Annotated in this window: 9 protein-coding genes; all 9 read left to right on the top strand. The window is 28.0% G+C overall.

Going from position 1 to position 17,961, the window contains the following annotated elements; translation table 11 throughout:
• The first annotated feature begins 15 nt into the window (after window positions 1–15).
• On the top strand, window positions 16–903 hold the full coding sequence (locus tag J2Z25_RS11155) for an alpha/beta hydrolase (RefSeq protein WP_209740538.1): 888 nt from the start codon (window positions 16–18) through the stop codon (window positions 901–903).
• A 236-nt stretch (window positions 904–1,139) separates the two neighbouring features.
• Complete coding sequence (locus J2Z25_RS11150; protein WP_209740536.1) at window positions 1,140–2,219, top strand: DUF871 domain-containing protein; 1,080 nt, start codon at window positions 1,140–1,142, stop codon at window positions 2,217–2,219.
• Window positions 2,220–2,243: 24 nt separating this feature from the next.
• Entirely contained in the window at window positions 2,244–3,089 is an 846-nt protein-coding gene (locus tag J2Z25_RS11145; protein ID WP_008680838.1) for a MurR/RpiR family transcriptional regulator, read from the top strand.
• 368 nt (window positions 3,090–3,457) lie between these two features.
• A complete protein-coding gene (locus J2Z25_RS11140; RefSeq protein WP_209740534.1) occupies window positions 3,458–12,028 on the top strand; it encodes a glycoside hydrolase family 94 protein in 8,571 nt (2,856 codons plus the stop codon).
• A 498-nt stretch (window positions 12,029–12,526) separates the two neighbouring features.
• The gene (locus J2Z25_RS11135; RefSeq protein WP_097032983.1) at window positions 12,527–12,979 is read left to right on the top strand and encodes a methylglyoxal synthase; all 453 of its coding nucleotides are present in this window, start codon (window positions 12,527–12,529) and stop codon (window positions 12,977–12,979) included.
• A 16-nt stretch (window positions 12,980–12,995) separates the two neighbouring features.
• On the top strand, window positions 12,996–13,568 hold the full coding sequence (locus J2Z25_RS11130) for a TetR/AcrR family transcriptional regulator (RefSeq protein WP_008680827.1): 573 nt from the start codon (window positions 12,996–12,998) through the stop codon (window positions 13,566–13,568).
• Between the two features lie 185 nt (window positions 13,569–13,753).
• Window positions 13,754–14,305, top strand: coding sequence for a sugar O-acetyltransferase (locus J2Z25_RS11125; RefSeq protein WP_209740532.1), 552 nt, complete (start codon window positions 13,754–13,756; stop codon window positions 14,303–14,305).
• A 406-nt stretch (window positions 14,306–14,711) separates the two neighbouring features.
• On the top strand, window positions 14,712–17,177 hold the full coding sequence (locus J2Z25_RS11120; protein ID WP_209740531.1) for a YhgE/Pip domain-containing protein: 2,466 nt from the start codon (window positions 14,712–14,714) through the stop codon (window positions 17,175–17,177).
• 231 nt (window positions 17,178–17,408) lie between these two features.
• Window positions 17,409–17,750, top strand: a complete 342-nt coding sequence (locus tag J2Z25_RS11115) for a cupin domain-containing protein (protein WP_209740529.1) — start codon at window positions 17,409–17,411, stop codon at window positions 17,748–17,750.
• The last annotated feature ends 211 nt before the right edge of the window (window positions 17,751–17,961 follow it).

Here is a 17,961-nt window from a genome sequence, read left to right as displayed (position 1 = left end):
AGAGGGGGATTTAATATGAAAAAATTAAATAAATTATTATTTATGTTGTTAGCTGTAATATTATTAAATTTAGTAGGGTGTGAAATGAAAAATAATTTAAAATCCGAAGAGCAAACAAAAGTTGAAAGTAAGACTTCTCAAGTAATAGCAGATACTCAATGGTCTGATACAATGCAAATACATTGGAATCACAGAGTATATCTACCTAAAGAATATGAGGAAAATTTGGATAAAAAGTATCCTGTACTTTATGTGTTACATGGATGGGGTGGAAATGTTACTAATACAACTGATGAAACTAGAATAGATTCAAAATTAATATTAGATAAGTTAATAGATGATAAAGAAATTGAACCTATGATAGTAGTGTTTGTAGATGGATTTAATAGTTACTATGTAGATGGACCTACATTTAAAATGGAAAGTGCAATAATTAATGATTTAATTCCATTAATAGATGCTAAATATAGAACTTTAAATGATAAAAATAATAGAAGTATAGCTGGAATTTCCATGGGGGGATTTGGTGCATTAAATATAGGATTAAGTAATAGTGATATGTTTAATTCAGTTGGCTTAATGTCACCAGCTATTTGGGATACTATAGAAGAAGATAACAGTATTTATGGAAGTCCTTTAGTAGAAAAGTATTATGAAAATTCATATAAAAACTTACTAGATGAAGTTAAATCAAGAGATATAAATATTTTTGTTTATCACGGAAAAGATGATGAAGTAATAACTTATGATAATATTGAAAACTTTATTTCTTTTGCTAAAGAATCTGGATTTAATATAAAATATGAATTACAAGAAGAAGGACCTCACGCTTGGCCAACATGGCGAGAAATGTATCCTAAAGTGTTAAAGGATATAAGTAATAACTTTAAAAAGTTTGAATAATGAAATACCAAGAAAATGAAAAGTGAAAAAATGAAAAAGTTAAGGAGAAAATCCTTTAGGGATTTTTGAATAAAAAGCTGTATATGAATTTGTAATTTTAAGGTGCTGTCGTAGAAATTTATTCAATGTAAGATATAGAATGTAAAATTCTACATTTTCAATTCTGCGATAGCACTATCCTTAATTTTTTCATTGTGTCACTTTTGACTATAAATTCAATTAAGGAGAGTGTTAATATGAACTATGGATTTTCAGTTTATTTTGGCTTAGATAATACAAAGGAAGAAAATATTCAATTATTGAAGGATGCTCATAGCTTAGGATTTAGTAGAATTTTTACTTCGCTTCATATACCAGAGGCAAATTATGAAGTTTTAAAGAAAGAAGTTAGAGAATTCTTTGCTTTAGCTAAAGAATACGATATGGATATAATTAGTGATATATCTCCTAATACTTTTAAATTTTTAGATTTAGAAGATATGGATTTAAAAGGTTTAAAAGATATGGGAGTAAAAACTATAAGGATAGATTTTGGATATAGTGAAGAAGATATAGCAAAAATGAGCAGAAATGAATATGGAATAAAGATTCAATTAAATGCTTCAACTATTACAGAAGAATTCTTTGATAAACTTGATAAATGCTCACCAGATTATAGTAATGTAGATGCATTGCATAATTTCTATCCAAGAGTTGGAACTGCAATTTCAGAAGAATGTATGATAAATAAAAATAATATCCTTAAAAAAAGAAATATAAATCCCTGTGCCTTTGTGCAATCAAATAATAGAAAGAGAAGCCCACTAAAAGATGGATTACCAACACTTGAAGATCATAGGGGGATGGATGTTAGAGAAGCTGCTAATCATTTATTTGCATTAGGAAATAAATCAGTTTTTATAGGAGATTCTCTTCCAAGTTTAGAAGAACTAAAGGATTTATCATCTTTAGATCCTGACGTTATAGAGTTAGATATAGAGGTTAAAACTACAGATAAAGTTATGCTTAGAATTTTAGATGGAGTTTATACAGCTAGAACAGATGAAGCTAGGGATGCTATTAGAGCAAGTGAAAGTAGATTAATATTAAATGGTGATGTTATTGAGCCTTTTAATACAGTAAATAAAAAAATTGGAGATATTTCAATAGACAATAAAGAATATATGAGATATATGGGAGAGCTTCAAATATTAAAAACAAATCAAAATGAAGATTTTAGAACGAATATTGTAGCTTCTATTTTACAAAAAGATTTTTATTTATTAAAATATATACATGGTGGAAAGAAATTTCACTTTAATAGAGTTAATAAATAAATCAAAGAATAGTAGGGTGTTAAAATGAATGTATTGCAGTATATAAAACAGAACTTCGAGAGCTTTACAGATAGGGAAAAATTAATAGCAGAGTATTTACTTAGCAATAAAAAAAGTATCATAGGTATGTCAGCAAAGGAAATTGGAGATATTACAAACACTTCGGCCCCAACAGTTGTAAGATTTTCAAAAAAGATAGGCTTTGATTCACTAAATGAAATGAAATTACAGTTATCTTTGAACTTGAAAAGTGATGAAGATAATTCAGATTTTGAGTATTTACATGGAGATTTATCAACGAAAAATATAATTCATGGAATAAAGAGATCTATAGATTCCATTATGAATCAAACAATTAGTATTTTAAAAGAAGATCAATTAGAAAAAGCCATAGATCTACTTAATGAAGCTAAAAATATATATATTTTTAGTGTTGGGGTTTCTAGTTTAGTAGGTATGGATTTCTATTATAAATTAAGCAGAATTAATAAGAGGTGTATTGCACATTCTGATACACATCTTCAAATTACATCTTCAGCACTTATGGAAAAAGGTGATATAGCAATAGCTATATCTTATTCTGGAGAGACAAAAGAAGTAATAAAATGTGCAGAAAATGCTAAAAAAGCGAAAGTTCCAGTTATAGCAATTACAAAAGCTAGTATAAACAATACATTAGCAGATATATCAGATATAGTACTGCAAGTACCTTTTGTAGAAAAGACTTTAAGAGAAGGCGCAATGAGTTCAAGAATATCACAACTATCAATAATAGATATGCTATTTATAGGAATGGCAAAAACAAACCTAAAAGGCGTGGAGGAAAAGCTTAGAGTAACAAGAAAAGCTGTAGAAGAACTGAAGAATTAATTAAAGAATGAAAAATGAATAAACGAAAGAATGAAAATTTATTTGAAATTAATATTCCAAATTTCAATGAAAGAATTAAGGAATAAACTCCTACGGAGTTTAGAAAATAACTTTCAATGTAAAGTGTACAATGTAGAATATATAATGAAGGAAATAATTTAGCTTACTGAGTTATAGAATAGATAAAAAGAGAAATTCGCAAGAATTTCTCTTTTTATTTTTCATTTTTTCATTCCTTCATCCAAATTCAGCTTGCCTGAATTATTTCCATATTTCTTTTTGAGTAAAATTCTTCAATATTGTAAATAATAAACTTATCCTATTTTAAAAAATGCCTTAAAGCAATGAGTAATGAGAGGAGTAAGTTTATGAAGGATGAGATTTTAAACAGTAGTAGGAGAACTGTGCTCACAGAGTTAAACGAAGCATTCAAGGGGATTGTCCATAATCATAGATATTTAAACAAATTTGTTAAGCATGGAGAAGATGTTATCTCTTCAGCTGAATGGTTGCTTGATAATATATATCTAATAGAAAAGGAATATAAGACAATCAAGTTTAATTTGCCAATTAATTATTTTAATAATCTACCTACTATCGATATTGAAGGAGTAAATTATCCAAGGGTTTATGCTTTGGCTAAGAATTACATTGAAAAGAGTCAGAATATAATTGAAGAAAGTGAATTAATAAAATTTATAAATGATCAAGGTGAAATATTCACAATAGGAGAGTTATGGGCATTTCCATTAATGCTTAGAGTTGCACTTATAACTAACTTGGGAATTATAACTAATGATATGGTAGTTCTTCAAAAGCAACGTTTAGGAGCAAAGGATTTAGCCAATACGGTTATAGATTCATATAGTAATGGAAAGTTAGATATATTGATTTCTAAGTTAGAAAGTAAATATCCATTAAATGATGGAGAAGCCAATAAAGGTGAATTATCAAATAGTAATTATATGGGAGAGGATGAAAGTCTACATGATGGATTATTTTCTCCAGAATTTATAGATAAGTTTTTCAATATACTAAGAGATAATTCAATAGAAGATGAAAGAATATACAAGTTTGCTTTAGATAGATTAAAGGAAAAAGAGAATACAAGCTTTGAAAAAGAAATATTAAAGGATCATATAAAAGAGGGGAATATTGCAACAGCTATAGGAATAACTATAAATTCTTTAAGGATTATGGATTCTATTAATTGGAAGAACTTTTTCGCTGAAACATCAAATATAGAAAAGATATTAAAGCAAGATCCAGCAGATATTTATAATAATATGGATTTTGAAACAAAAGATTATTATAGACATAAAATAGAAGAAATCTCTAGAAAGACTAATATAAAGGAAATAGAATTAGTTAAAACTGCATTAGAGCTTAGTAGTTTACATTTAGAAAATAAAGATATTTATAAAAAACATATAGGTTATTACTTAGTAGATGATGGAATAGATGAGCTTTTGAAAAGATTCAATATAAATAAAAATATAGATAAAAGAATGTCAAAAGAAACCTATTTATCAACTATATTTTTAGGAACAATACTAATAGACTTAGTAGTATTACTTTTAACTTATTTAATACCTTTAAATTTTAGTATAGGACAATATATCTTAGCATTTATTTTAATGATAATTCCATCTAGTGAAGTAGTAATATCACTTTTAAATTGGTTTATAGCAAAAGTAACACCTGTTAGTTTTATACCAAAGATGGATTATTCAGAAGGGGTACCAGATAGTGAAAGAACTATTGTTGTAATACCTGCAATATTAAGCAATAGTAAAAATGTAATTGAATTATTAAAGAAATTAGAAATATATTATTTAGCAAATAGAGATAAAAATATATTCTTTGCTTTACTTGGTGATTTATCTGATAGTAGTAATGAAAATGAACCTCAAGATAAGGCTATAAATGATGAGGGAATAAGATTTGTAAATAAGCTAAATAAGAAATATGTAAAAGATGAAGAAGATAGATTTTTCTTTTTAAATAGAAAAAGATTATATAATGACTCCGAAGGAGTTTACATGGGCTATGAAAGAAAAAGAGGAAAGCTCATGGAGTTTATGGCATTAATTAGAGGAAGTGAAAAAACTACTTACAATATAATAAGTAGCGATATAGAATCATTAAAAAGTGCAAAATACATAATTACATTAGATAGTGATACATTTTTACCTATAGGAAGTGCAAAGAAGCTTATAGGGGCAATGGGTCATATATTAAATACTCCATATATAGAAGATGAGGTTGTAGTTAGAGGATATAGCATAATGCAACCTAAAGTTGGGGTTAATTTAGAGGATAAGCATAAAACATATTTCTCAGAAATATTTGCTGGAGATGCAGGAGTAGATGCTTATTCTACAGCTTCATCAGATACATATCAAGATTTATTTGGTGAAGGAATATTTACTGGAAAAGGTATCTTAGAAATAGATACATTTTATAATGTATTAAAAGATGAGATACCAGAAAATAGAGTTTTATCACATGATTTAATAGAGGGTATTTTCACAAGATGTGCATTATTAACAGATGTAGAAGTAATAGATGGATATCCATCTAGTTATTTAGCAAGTGCTTTAAGACTTCATAGATGGGTAAGAGGAGATTGGCAGATAGGAAGCTTTGCTTTTTCAAAGAAGATATCAATAATATCTAAATGGAAGATTATCGATAATCTTAGAAGAAGTTTACTGGCACCAAGTTTACTATTAGGATTGATTGTAATATTAACAGTTTTAAGCGGAGCAGTTCAAATATCAGTATTACTATTTTTAGCATTAATAACTCCATTAGTATTTACTGTAACTGATTTTGTTGTAACCCCTAAAAATAAACTTATGGGTACATTTAAAACTTTAAAACAAATACTATTGATATTAAGTTTTACTCCATATCAAGCTTGGCTAATGTTTGATGCTATATTTAGAACAATTTATAGATTAGTTATATCTAAAAAGAATCTACTTCAATGGAAAACTGCTGATAGGGTTGAAAAATCAGTTAAAAACACTTATATGTGGTATTATCAAAAAATGTGGATATCAGTAGGAATAGCTTTAGTAGTACTATTACTTAGTTTAGATAATTCCATAGAAATTTTAATAGCTACATTGTTAATATCTATTCTTTGGGCTATAGCACCTGCAATAGCATGTAGAATATCAAAGGAAGAAGTAGTTATAAAGGATAGATTAGAGCTAGAAGATGAAGAATTCTTAAGAGAAAGCAGCAGAAGAATATGGGCTTATTATGAAGACTTTGTTAATGAAGAAAATAATTATTTAGCTCCAGATAATTTTCAAGAAAAGCCTTTTAAAGGAGTTGCACATAGAACGTCTCCAACTAATATTGGTATGGGCTTAATTACTAATTTAACAGCATATGATTTAGGCTATACATCAATAGGAGAGGTTATTTATAGATTAGAATCAATACTAGATGGAATGAGGGGGCTTGAAAAGTATAATGGTCATTATTTAAATTGGTATGATACTAAAACGAAGGAAGCATTATGGCCTAGATATGTATCAACAGTTGATAGTGGAAATCTTTTGGGATACCTGTGGATAATTAAAGAAACTATTAGAAGTATTAGTAATGATCCTATAATCAGGGAAAAAGAAGTTTTAGCAATAAAGGATACATATAGTTTAATTAGAAAAGATGAAAAAGAAGAATTTTATGATGGATTACCTGACGTTATAGATTTAAAAGATTATAGAAATATATTGCTAGATGAATTAAAAAGGGTAAATGATAAATTAGAAAAGAATGAAGAAAATCAGGAAAGAGATAAAAAGGATAAAAATGAATATTACTGGATAAAGAAGCTAAAAAGAGAACTAGAAACAAAAATAGATTTTTATGATTTTATATTTGATGGTATAGAAAAAATAGTCATAGATTCATTTAAAAGTTACAAAGCTCCAAGCTTATTGCAAATTATAGATTTATTAGAAGATATAAAGAATGCTTCAGGTGAAGATTTTAAAGAAATCTTAAATAAGAAGATAAATAAGTTAAAAGAATTTGATGAAAGGCTTAAAATTTTAGCATCTGAAATAGATAGTATCATGGAAGATATGGACTTTAAATTTTTATATAACGAAAATAGAGGTCTTTTTGCAATAGGATATAATGTGGAAGAAAAATCATTAGGAAATTCCTATTACGATTTAATGGCATCAGAAGCAAGAATAGCATCATTTTTAGCAATAGCAAGAGGTGAAGTGCCAAGGTCACATTGGTATAACTTAAGTAGGAATATGACAAAGGCATTTGGTCAAAAGAGCTTAGTTTCTTGGAGTGGTACTATGTTTGAATACTTTATGCCATTCCAAATAATGAAGGACTTTAAAAATACTATTTGGGATTTAACTTATTCTTCAGTTGTAAATGCACAAAAGATATATGGAGAAAAGAAGAGTATACCATGGGGAATATCAGAATCAGCATATTATGAATTTGATGTTGCTCAAAATTATCAATATAAAGCCTTTGGAGTACCTGGAATAGGTTTAAAGAGAGGGCTTGAACAAGAAATTGTAGTATCTCCATATTCATCAATTATGACACTTCCATACGATACAAAGGGATCAATAGAAAATCTTAAAAGGTTATATGATAATAAAGCTTATGGAAGATATGGATTTATAGAAGCAATAGATTATAGTGAAGAAAAAGCAAAAGATGAAGCTAAAGAAGTAAGATGCTATATGGTTCACCACTTAGGAATGTCTCTTTTAGCTTTAGATAATGTTTTAAATAATAATATACTAAAAGAGAGATTTCATAGTATTCCAGAAATAAAAGCAGTAGAGTTGTTATTAAAAGAAAAGATTCCTCAAAATATAACATTTGAAAGAGAAGTTGATATAAGTAGTGTTAATAATAAGAAACTGGAAAAAGAAGATTTTATTCCAAGAATATTTAAGGGAAGTAAAAGAGAAAATCCAGAAGTATTATTATTATCAAATGGTAGCTACTCTACAATGGTTACTGATAGTGGTAGTGGATATTCTAAAAAAGATGACATGACTGTTTACAGATGGAAGGGAGATAGTACATCCGATTCAAGTGGAATGTTCTTTTATATAAAGAATTTAAATTCAAATGATTATTGGAGTGCTACTTATGAACCTTGTAAGGAAGATAACGATGATTATTTAGTGGAATTTACTCTTGATAAGGCAAAATACGAAAGAAAAGATGGAAATATAAAAACTAATTATGAAGTTACAGTAGCTTGTGAAGATAACGTAGAAATAAGAAAATTATCTTTAAAGAACACAGGGGAAAAACTAAGAACTTTAGAAATAACAAGTTATTTAGAAGTAACATTGCAATCCTTTGAAGGCGATGCTGTACATCCAAGTTTCTCTAATTTATTTATTAGTACTGAATATGATGAGGAGACTAAAAGCTTAATTGGAAATAGAAGACCAAGAGCAGAGGGCGCAGTCACTCATTATATATTCCATACTATAGCTACTAATTATGATTTAAATGGTGATTTAACTTATGAAACATCAAGATTAAACTTTATAGGAAGAAATAGAAATTTAAAATCACCAGAAGCAATGGATAATGATGCTCCACTTCAAAATACAGTTGGAACAGTATTAGATCCAATAATGAGTATGAGGGCTACAATTACTCTTAATCCTGGGGAAGAAAAGCAAATATATTATTTAACAGGAGTTGGAGAATCTAAAGAGGAAGTTTTAGAGATTATTAGAAGATATAAGGAAGTTCCAATGATAGAAAAGAGTGCTGATGCTTATAATTATTCTAATCAATTAGAACTTAAACACATAGGAATTAGATCAGCTCAAGCAAATATATATCAAAGCCTAGCATCTTATATTTTATATTTACATAGTGGTAGAAAAAACAGAGAAGATTATATAAGAAATATAAGTATGAACCAAGAGAGTCTATGGGCTTATGGAATATCAGGAGATTTACCAATTATATTATTAGTAATTGAAGGTGAAGATGATATAGATTTATTAAGGCAAGTTATTAATATGCACTATTATTTTAGAAATAAAGGAATAAAGTCAGATTTAATAATTTATAACGAAGAAGAGATATCATATGAAGAGCCACTGCAAAAAAATATAATATCAACAGTTAAGAATTCTCTTGAAAGAGAAAATATAAATAAATCAGGCGGTATCTTTATTCATAATAAATCAACTATGGGTGAAGATATTAAAAACTTTATTGTTGGTATTTCTAAGCTATTTATAAATTCACTAGAAGGAACTCTTGCTAGTCAATTAACAGAAACAGTAAATTATAATGATGATGAATATAAAAATAATAAAGATATAGCACCTGTTAATAGAATTAAGGTAAATATAAATGAAAGTGATTATATAAAGAGTTTTATAGATAAAGAAATAAATAATGATGATGAATTAGGTAAGTCAGCAAAAAGAAATGAGTTTAATGATGCTAGTGAAGAAAAAGAGTATAAATTAGATGAATTAAGGAAAAATGAACTTAGAAATAAACATTTTAATGTTGGTGATTTAGATTTCTTTAATGGATATGGAGGCTTTGATAAATCAGATAAAAGTTATGTTATAAGACTTAAAGATTATGAAAATACTCCAGCACCATGGATAAATGTAATTTCTAATAAGGATTTTGGATTCCATATTTCCGAGGTGGGTTCAACTTATACCTGGTGTGGAAACAGTAGGGAAAATAAAATAACGCCTTGGAGCAATGACTGGGTAATAGATCCAACAGGAGAAGCTTTATATATAAGAGATAATACTAGTGGAGCATATTTTACAATAACTCCTATGCCAATAAGAGATGGTGGAGAATATATTATAAAACATAGTTTTGGATTCTCTACTTTCAAACATATTGCATATAACATAAGAGGAGAAATGAAGGTATTTTGTCCTCAAGATGAAAAAATAAAATTATGTAAAATATCACTTAAGAATTTATCAAATGTAGATAAAAGTTTATCATTGTTCTATTATGCTCAGTTAGTACTTGGTGTATATAATTATGGAAGTGCTAAATATATAAGCACCCATGTCCAAGGCCAATATATATATGGCCAAAATCCTTATTCAAAATACTTTGGGAAATTAAAAGCTTATTTGTCTATTAATGGTGAAGATAATCAAAGCTTTACTGGAGATAGAAAGAGTTTCTTAGGAGTTGGTGAGGATTTAAGCAGCCCTGAGGCATTGCTGAAAGATAGCTTAAACAATGTATCTGGAAGCATTTATGATCCTTGTTTAGCGGCTTCATTAGATATAGAATTAAAAGCTGGTGAGGAAAAAGAACTTGTAATAATTTTTGGTGAAGAAGAAAATGAAAAATTAATACAAGAAAAAATAAATAAATATAGTAATATAGAGAAAGTTGATGAAGAATTAGAAAATGTAAAAGAATATTGGTCAAATTTCCTCGGAAATATACAAGTAAAGACACCAGATGCGTCTATGGACTATATGTTAAATGGATGGCTTATGTATCAAACCTTAAGTTGTCGATATTTATCAAGAACAGCATTTTATCAAAGTGGTGGAGCATATGGATTTAGAGATCAACTTCAAGACTCTATGTCTATAGGTATATTAAATCCAACTATAACAAGGGAGCAAATTTTAAGAAGTGCATCAAGACAATATCTTGAAGGAGATGTTCAACATTGGTGGCATCCAGTAATTAACTCAGGTATAAGAACTAGATTTTCAGATGATTTATTATGGTTACCTTATGTAACTATTGAATATATAAAATCTACAGGAGATTATAGTATTTTAGATGAAGAAGCTCCTTACTTAGAAGATGAACCATTAAGAAATGGAGAAGATGAAAGATATACTATAGTAAATCAATCCAATAAAAATGGAACTATATATGAACATTGCTTAAAAGCAATAGATAGAGGCTTGAAATTTGGAGAGCATAATATTCCTCTTATGGGTAGTGGTGACTGGAACGATGGAATGAGTACTGTAGGAAACAAAGGAAAAGGAGAAAGTGTCTGGGTTGGATGGTTCTTATATAAGATACTAGATGGCTTTAAGGAAATTTGTAAATATAAGAAAGATAATGAAAAGGAAAGTGAATATAATACATTTCAAGAATTTATAAGGGAAAACCTAGAGAAAAATGCTTGGGATGGTGGCTGGTACAGAAGAGCATACTTTGATGATGGTACGCCTTTAGGATCAAGAGAAAATGATGAATGTAAGATAGATTCTTTATCTCAAAGCTGGTCAATAATTTCAAATGCAGCAAAATCAGCAAGAGCACAAGAAGCTATGGAAGCAGTTGACAGATATCTTGTAGATAAAGATAAAGGGCTTATAAAATTATTAGCTCCACCATTTGATAAGTCTTCGCTAGAGCCTGGATATATAAAAGGATATGTAGCAGGTGTTAGAGAAAATGGAGGTCAATATACGCATGCAGCTGTATGGGTTATCTTAGCCTTAACTAAGCTTGGCTTAGGAGATAAGGCATGGAAATATTATAATATGATAAACCCTATAAATCATTCTAATACAGAGCTTGAAGCAAGAAGCTATAAAGTAGAACCTTATGTAATGGCAGCAGATGTATATATAAAAGAACCTCATGGTGGAAGAGGTGGCTGGAGCTGGTACACCGGAGCTTCAGGTTGGATGTATAAAGTAGGACTTGAAGATATATTAGGCTTAAAGAAAATAGAAGGAAAAGGATATAAAATTGAACCATGTATTCCAGAAATATGGAATGAATATGATATAAATATTAAAAATGAGACAGAAGATTATAATATAAAAGTTAAACGTGGTGAGGATAAGGGAATTACAATCAATGGAGAAAAAGCTAATAATGATTTAATTCCAAAAGGTAAAGGAAGCCTTAATATAGAAGTTATAATATAGAATAGTAGCCTAAGAAATAAAATTAATAAATCAATCTAAAAAGGATATGTTATAAAAAATAGTAAATATATAAATTTAAGAGCTAAAAATCTTTAATATAATAAGTAAAAGAGTCATATTGCTGAAAACTTAGTTATCAGTAATATGGCTTTTTATAATGGCTCTGTTTTAAATGAGTACAATTCTAGAAAAATATAAGTTAACTTATTAATGAATCTACTAAATTTATAGAAGAGGAAATTAATAATGCTATTGAGTCGTGTAATAAACAGCATTGAATTCAGATTCCTCTTATAATAAACTAAAAATGGATATTAATTAGAGATAATAAAGTAATTGATTAGAAGACTTATAATTAGGATTATTAGAAGATTGTAAATTAAGAATTAGTTATGTATAATTTTAATAATGACTAAGAAAATTAATTAAATAAATATTGAAAATTTATTTTATATGTAGTTATTAAATTGTTTTATAGGTAGAATTAGGGGGAGAAGTATGAGTAAATATAAAATGAGTGATGCGAAAAAAATAGCACTTATAGCTCATGACAACAGAAAGTCAGCTTTAATTGAATGGGTGGATGAAAATAAGGAGATATTAAAAAAGCATACACTTTGTGGGACTGGTACAACTGCTAAGCTAATTAGTGAAAAAACTGGATTAAATGTTTATGGATTTAAGAGTGGACCAATGGGAGGCGATCAACAAATTGGAGCTGCTATTGTAAATGGAGATATAGATATAATGATCTTCTTTTGGGATCCACTAACATCACAACCTCATGATCCAGATGTTAAGGCTTTGCTTAGAATAGCTGTATTATATGATGTAATAGTTGCAATGAGTAAATCTACAGCTGATTTTGTTTTAAGCTCTAATAAGCTTAATGAAGAGTACGAGAAAAATGTGATAGATTATTATGGTAGAATACGAAAAGATAATTTCTAAGAAGGTGGAGATCTTAATGAATAAAACTAAAAAAGCTATCTTTGAATCAGCTATAAAGGTTTTTTCAAATTATGGCTATACAGGAGCAACAATGGATGAAGTTGTAGCTAGAGCTGGAGTCGCAAAGGGTAGCTTATATTATCACTTTAAAAGTAAAGAAGAACTCTTTATTTTTATAATTAAGGAAGGAATAAACCTTATTAATGGGGAAATAGAAGAAGCAACAAAAGATATTAAAGATCCATATGAAATAATAAAAGTTTCAGCAAAAGTTCAACTTAAGTATGTTTATGAAAACAAGGATTTATTTAAAGTAATAATTAGCCAGCTTTGGGGAACTGGTGAAAGAAATAATATGCTAAGAGAAGAAATAAAGACTCTTATAGAAAAAAGTTCACTTAAGTTTAAAGCTGTAATGGATGGAGGATTTATAGAAAATGATGATCCAATGTTATTAAGCTATGGATTAATAGGTGTATTAGTTTCTTCTGCTCTTTATGAAATTTTAAATGAAGACCAATATGATCATGAAGAAACAGTTGAAAAATTTATGAGGTATTTTGAGTACGGAATAAATGTAAAAAGATAATGAAATCGTTATTTTATAAATACAAATATGAATCTAGCAAATTATAAATATTTATAGATAGGTAAATAAAAAAATTACTACTAAATTAAGCCAAAATAAATTAGTGTATATAAATAGAGGTTGTGTTTATAAGAACATGCAAGAATAGAATAGAGATAAAACAAGGATATTTAAGGAGAGAATATATGAGAGAAAAAGAAAAAATGCTTCAGGGTTTACCATATGATCCAAGTGATGAAGAATTAAAGAATGGAAGATTAAGAGCAAGAAAATTAACTAGATTATTTAATAATACTATAGAAACAGAACGAGATGAACGTAAAAAGATTTTAAAAGACCTTTTAGGATCTACAGGAGAGAATTTTTATATAGAGCCTAATTTTAAATGTGACTATGGGTATAATATACACGTTGGAGATGGTTTTTATGCTAATTTTGACTGTATAATGCTAGATGTATGTGAAATAAGAATAGGAAAGAATTGTTTTATTGCACCAGGAGTACATATTTATACAGCAACACATCCAATAAATCCAATGGAAAGATTAAAATATGAGTTTGGAAAAAGTGTAACTATAGGAGATAATGTTTGGATTGGCGGACATTCAACAATAAATCCAGGAGTAACTATAGGTAATAATGTAGTTATAGCTTCAGGTTCAGTAGTAACAAAAGATGTACCAGACAATGTTGTAGTTGGTGGAAATCCGGCAAAGATAATTAAAAATGTAGAATAATTAGAAGTTAAATATTAAATTTCGTTAATATTAGAAAGTAATTTACGAATAAATTAAAAAGATAATAGTTACTTACTTTAATTACGTAGAAATAATTAAAGTAAGCAATGATTGCATTTTGAAAATAGAGATATAAAAAGATTAGATTTATATATTTAATGTAAATCTAATCTTTTTATTTTTTATTAAATAAAAGAGTATATGCTATATAGTATGCTTTTATTTAAGATAAATAGATAGATAAATAAAAATAAATAAATGTTTTCAAATTATGTTACTAAAAGTTAGTGAAAAAATATAAATATATTTTCAAAAATTATATTGACTACTTAGTACAAAAGTAGTATAAATATATCATATTGATTGACTGACTAATCAGTATAAAAATTAAACAGAAGGTGATTGTATGAATTTCCTAAAGATTGCAGGGGAAGACATCAAAAGCATATTTAAAAACAGATTCATACGAGTATCGATAATTGCAATTATTGTAGTACCGCTATTATACTCATTATTATACTTATATGCATTCTGGGATCCATATGCAAAACTTGAAGATGTCCATATTGCAGTAGTAAATAAAGATGAAGGGACTATCTTGGATGGTGCCAAAGTAAATTATGGTAAAGACGTAGAAGATGAACTTAAGAATAATAAAGAAATTGGATGGAAAATAACCTCAGAAGAAGATGCAAATAAAGGCTTAGAGGGAAAAGAGTACTATGCAAAAGTAGTTATTCCAGAAGATTTTTCATCAAACGTAATATCAGCAAAAGAAGGAACACCACAAGTCGCAAAAGTTGATTTTATATCAAATGATAAGAAAAACTTTTTAGCATCACAAATAAACTCAAAAGTAGAAGCAGAACTTAAAGCTAAGATTACTAAAAAAATATCTAGTAATTATGTAGAAGTAGCATTTGATAGTTTATATGAAGCTAAGGATGGATTAACTCAAGCTGCTGACGGAAGTAAACAAATTTATGATGGTCTAAGAACAATGAATGAAAAAGTACCAACATTAGTTGATGGAGCAAATAAACTAGGTGATGGATCAAGTCAATTATTAGGTGGACAAGTAGCATTAAACGATGGTATAGGAACACTTATAGGAGGAGCTAAAGCTTTAAATTCAGGCCTTGGACAAGTATATGAAAAAGTTCCTACATTAAGTGATGGAGTAAATGCATTAGCAAAAGGAACAGGAGATTTAAAGTCAGGAATTTCTGAAGCTTCATCAGGAGCAAACCAATTATCAGATGGAAGCAAAAATATATATAATGCATACACAGGAAAAATATATCCAGCTGTTGGTCAATTAAAAGCTGGAGCTAATGAACTAAATTCAGGATTATCAGCAGGACAAGAGGATATAGCTAAGTTATATGAAGGAGCAAATCGAGTAACTGCTGGTTCAGATCCTTTAGTAGCAGGATATTCAAAAATAGAAACTGGAATAAATGAGTTAATAAATGGAGTATCAGACTCAGTAAATGCAACAACTATGATACAACAAGCTCTAGAGAATGCAGCAAGTCCTTCTACTAGCGAAGAAGATAAGAATAAGTCAATACAGCAAGCACTACAAATTATAAATAAGATTCAAAGTAATTCAAAAGAAAATGCACCTAAGATCCAGAGACTTGCAGAAGGATCTAAGTCATTTGAAAAATCATTAAATGATTATTCACAAGGATCAAAAAACTTAGCAGCAGGAACTACTAGTTTAATTTCAAAAGTTGGAACTGTTAAAGATGGAATTTCACAATTAAATGCTGGATTAAATGGCTTATATGCTAATTTAGATCCTAAGACTAGTGAATTTGGAGTAGGATTAAAGGCTATCTCAGATAATATGGGAAATTTAAATGTTGGATTAAATAAGCTAAACGTAGGTGCATCACAATTAAATGATGGCACTAATGCCTTAAAATCTAATATTCCAACGTTAGCATCAGGTATAACAGCACTTTACGATGGCTCAAATGAATTGGCAAATGGTTCTGTTAAACTAGCTGATGGTTCAAATCAACTAGTAAGTGGACAAAAAGCATTAAATGATGGGATATCACAATTAACAGCAAGTGTTCCAGAGTTAAGTGATGGAGTTAAAAAGCTTTATGATGGAAGTAATGAATTAACAACTAAACTAAATGAAGGTTCAGATAAAATGAAAGATGGTCTAGTAAATCCATCAAATACAATGGGAGAGTTTGTATCAGAACCAATTAATATGGCTTTTGATTCAATAAATAAGATTCCAAACTATGGAACAGGTTTTGCACCATACTTTATTCCACTTTCATTATGGATAGGTGCTATAATGATGTTTTTCGTAATACCATCTAAGGTAAAAGATGAGGAAAACTTATCTAAGTTTGATAGAGTAGTAGGAAAATATTTATCTTATGCATTTGTAGGTGTACTACAAGCTATTCTTGTAAGTGTAGTAGTAATAATGCTTGGTTTAGAGACAAGCAACGTATTTGCTTATATAGGAACAAACATTTTCTTATCATTAGTTTTTGTCTCAATTATTCAATGCTTAATTTCATTATTAGGCGATGCTGGAAGATTATTAGGTATAATATTATTAATACTTCAACTTACTGCATGTGCAGGTACATTTCCACTAGAAGTAGTACCTAAATTCTTTAGAGTTATAAATCCATTTATGCCATTTACTTATGCAGTTGAAGCTTTAAGAGAAGTTATTTCTGCAGATGTAATTAACTACAGCGTAATAGGAAAAGATTTCTTAATTCTAGGATTAATACTAGTAGTATTTTTAGCTATTTCTGTGGCATTAAAAAATGTTGGAGAAAAGATAGCAGGAAAGATAGAAGGAAGAAAATCAGAAGTAACAGCTTAATATTATTATAATTAAAATATTAATTTAAAGATAACTAATAAACTATTGCTAAAAAAAGAGAAAAGATACTCATAAAACGTATTTATGTTATATGAGTATCTTTTTTTATAATTAATATTAATAATGTAGGATGTTAACATTTATATAGAATAATATAATACTGATAAGTAATACTAAAGTTAAAGAGATTTAATAAACATTATTTAGATATAGAATTATGGAGGGTTTAGTATGGATATTAATAAACAACTTTTAAATGGGACAATAGAGCAATATAATGATATGGTAGTTCCTAAGATTCCAGTGTTTTCAGGAAATGATTTAATTTCAGAAGTTTATTTTTTCGAACCAGGCCAGGTTCTAAAAACACATAGACATCCAAATGGAGAACAAATATTTATATTTTTAAAAGGTGAAGGAAAAATAAAAGTTGGAGAAAATGAGTTTGATGTTAGTATAGGAAGCACAGTATTCATCCATGCAGGAAAATGGCATGAAATTATAAATGGAAATAAACAAAAAATGACAGTAGTTCAAGTTACTAAAGTCAATGCAGGAGTAGAATATAAATAACTCTAATAGTATTTATAAATAATATTAAAAAATATTTATATAAAATAGAGCAATAAGTTCATTGCTCTATTTTTAATTTAAATGAAAGATCTATTTATTAACTTTACAAATTAAATAATTCAAGAGTTTAGTATTAAATTTATGAATTAGATGATTAAATAATTAAATAATTAAATAGTTTAATAGTTTAATGATTAAAGTATTACAATAA

This window comes from Clostridium tertium, from assembly GCF_017873245.1.
Taxonomy (GTDB): domain Bacteria; phylum Bacillota; class Clostridia; order Clostridiales; family Clostridiaceae; genus Clostridium; species Clostridium tertium.
The sequence above is the reverse complement of the archived record's forward strand: the minus strand, read 5'-3'. Positions and strand labels throughout refer to the sequence as shown.

Bases quoted from the DNA above. Each gene is read 5' to 3' on its own strand.
- J2Z25_RS11140 (WP_209740534.1), top strand. From the start codon at position 3,458: ATGAAGGATGAGATTTTAAACAGTAGTAGGAGAACTGTGCTCACAGAG.
- J2Z25_RS11150 (WP_209740536.1), top strand. From the start codon at position 1,140: ATGAACTATGGATTTTCAGTTTATTTTGGCTTAGATAATACAAAGGAA.
- J2Z25_RS11120 (WP_209740531.1), top strand. From the start codon at position 14,712: ATGAATTTCCTAAAGATTGCAGGGGAAGACATCAAAAGCATATTTAAA.
- J2Z25_RS11135 (WP_097032983.1), top strand. From the start codon at position 12,527: ATGAGTAAATATAAAATGAGTGATGCGAAAAAAATAGCACTTATAGCT.
- J2Z25_RS11125 (WP_209740532.1), top strand. From the start codon at position 13,754: ATGAGAGAAAAAGAAAAAATGCTTCAGGGTTTACCATATGATCCAAGT.
- J2Z25_RS11145 (WP_008680838.1), top strand. From the start codon at position 2,244: ATGAATGTATTGCAGTATATAAAACAGAACTTCGAGAGCTTTACAGAT.
- J2Z25_RS11155 (WP_209740538.1), top strand. From the start codon at position 16: ATGAAAAAATTAAATAAATTATTATTTATGTTGTTAGCTGTAATATTA.
- J2Z25_RS11130 (WP_008680827.1), top strand. From the start codon at position 12,996: ATGAATAAAACTAAAAAAGCTATCTTTGAATCAGCTATAAAGGTTTTT.
- J2Z25_RS11115 (WP_209740529.1), top strand. From the start codon at position 17,409: ATGGATATTAATAAACAACTTTTAAATGGGACAATAGAGCAATATAAT.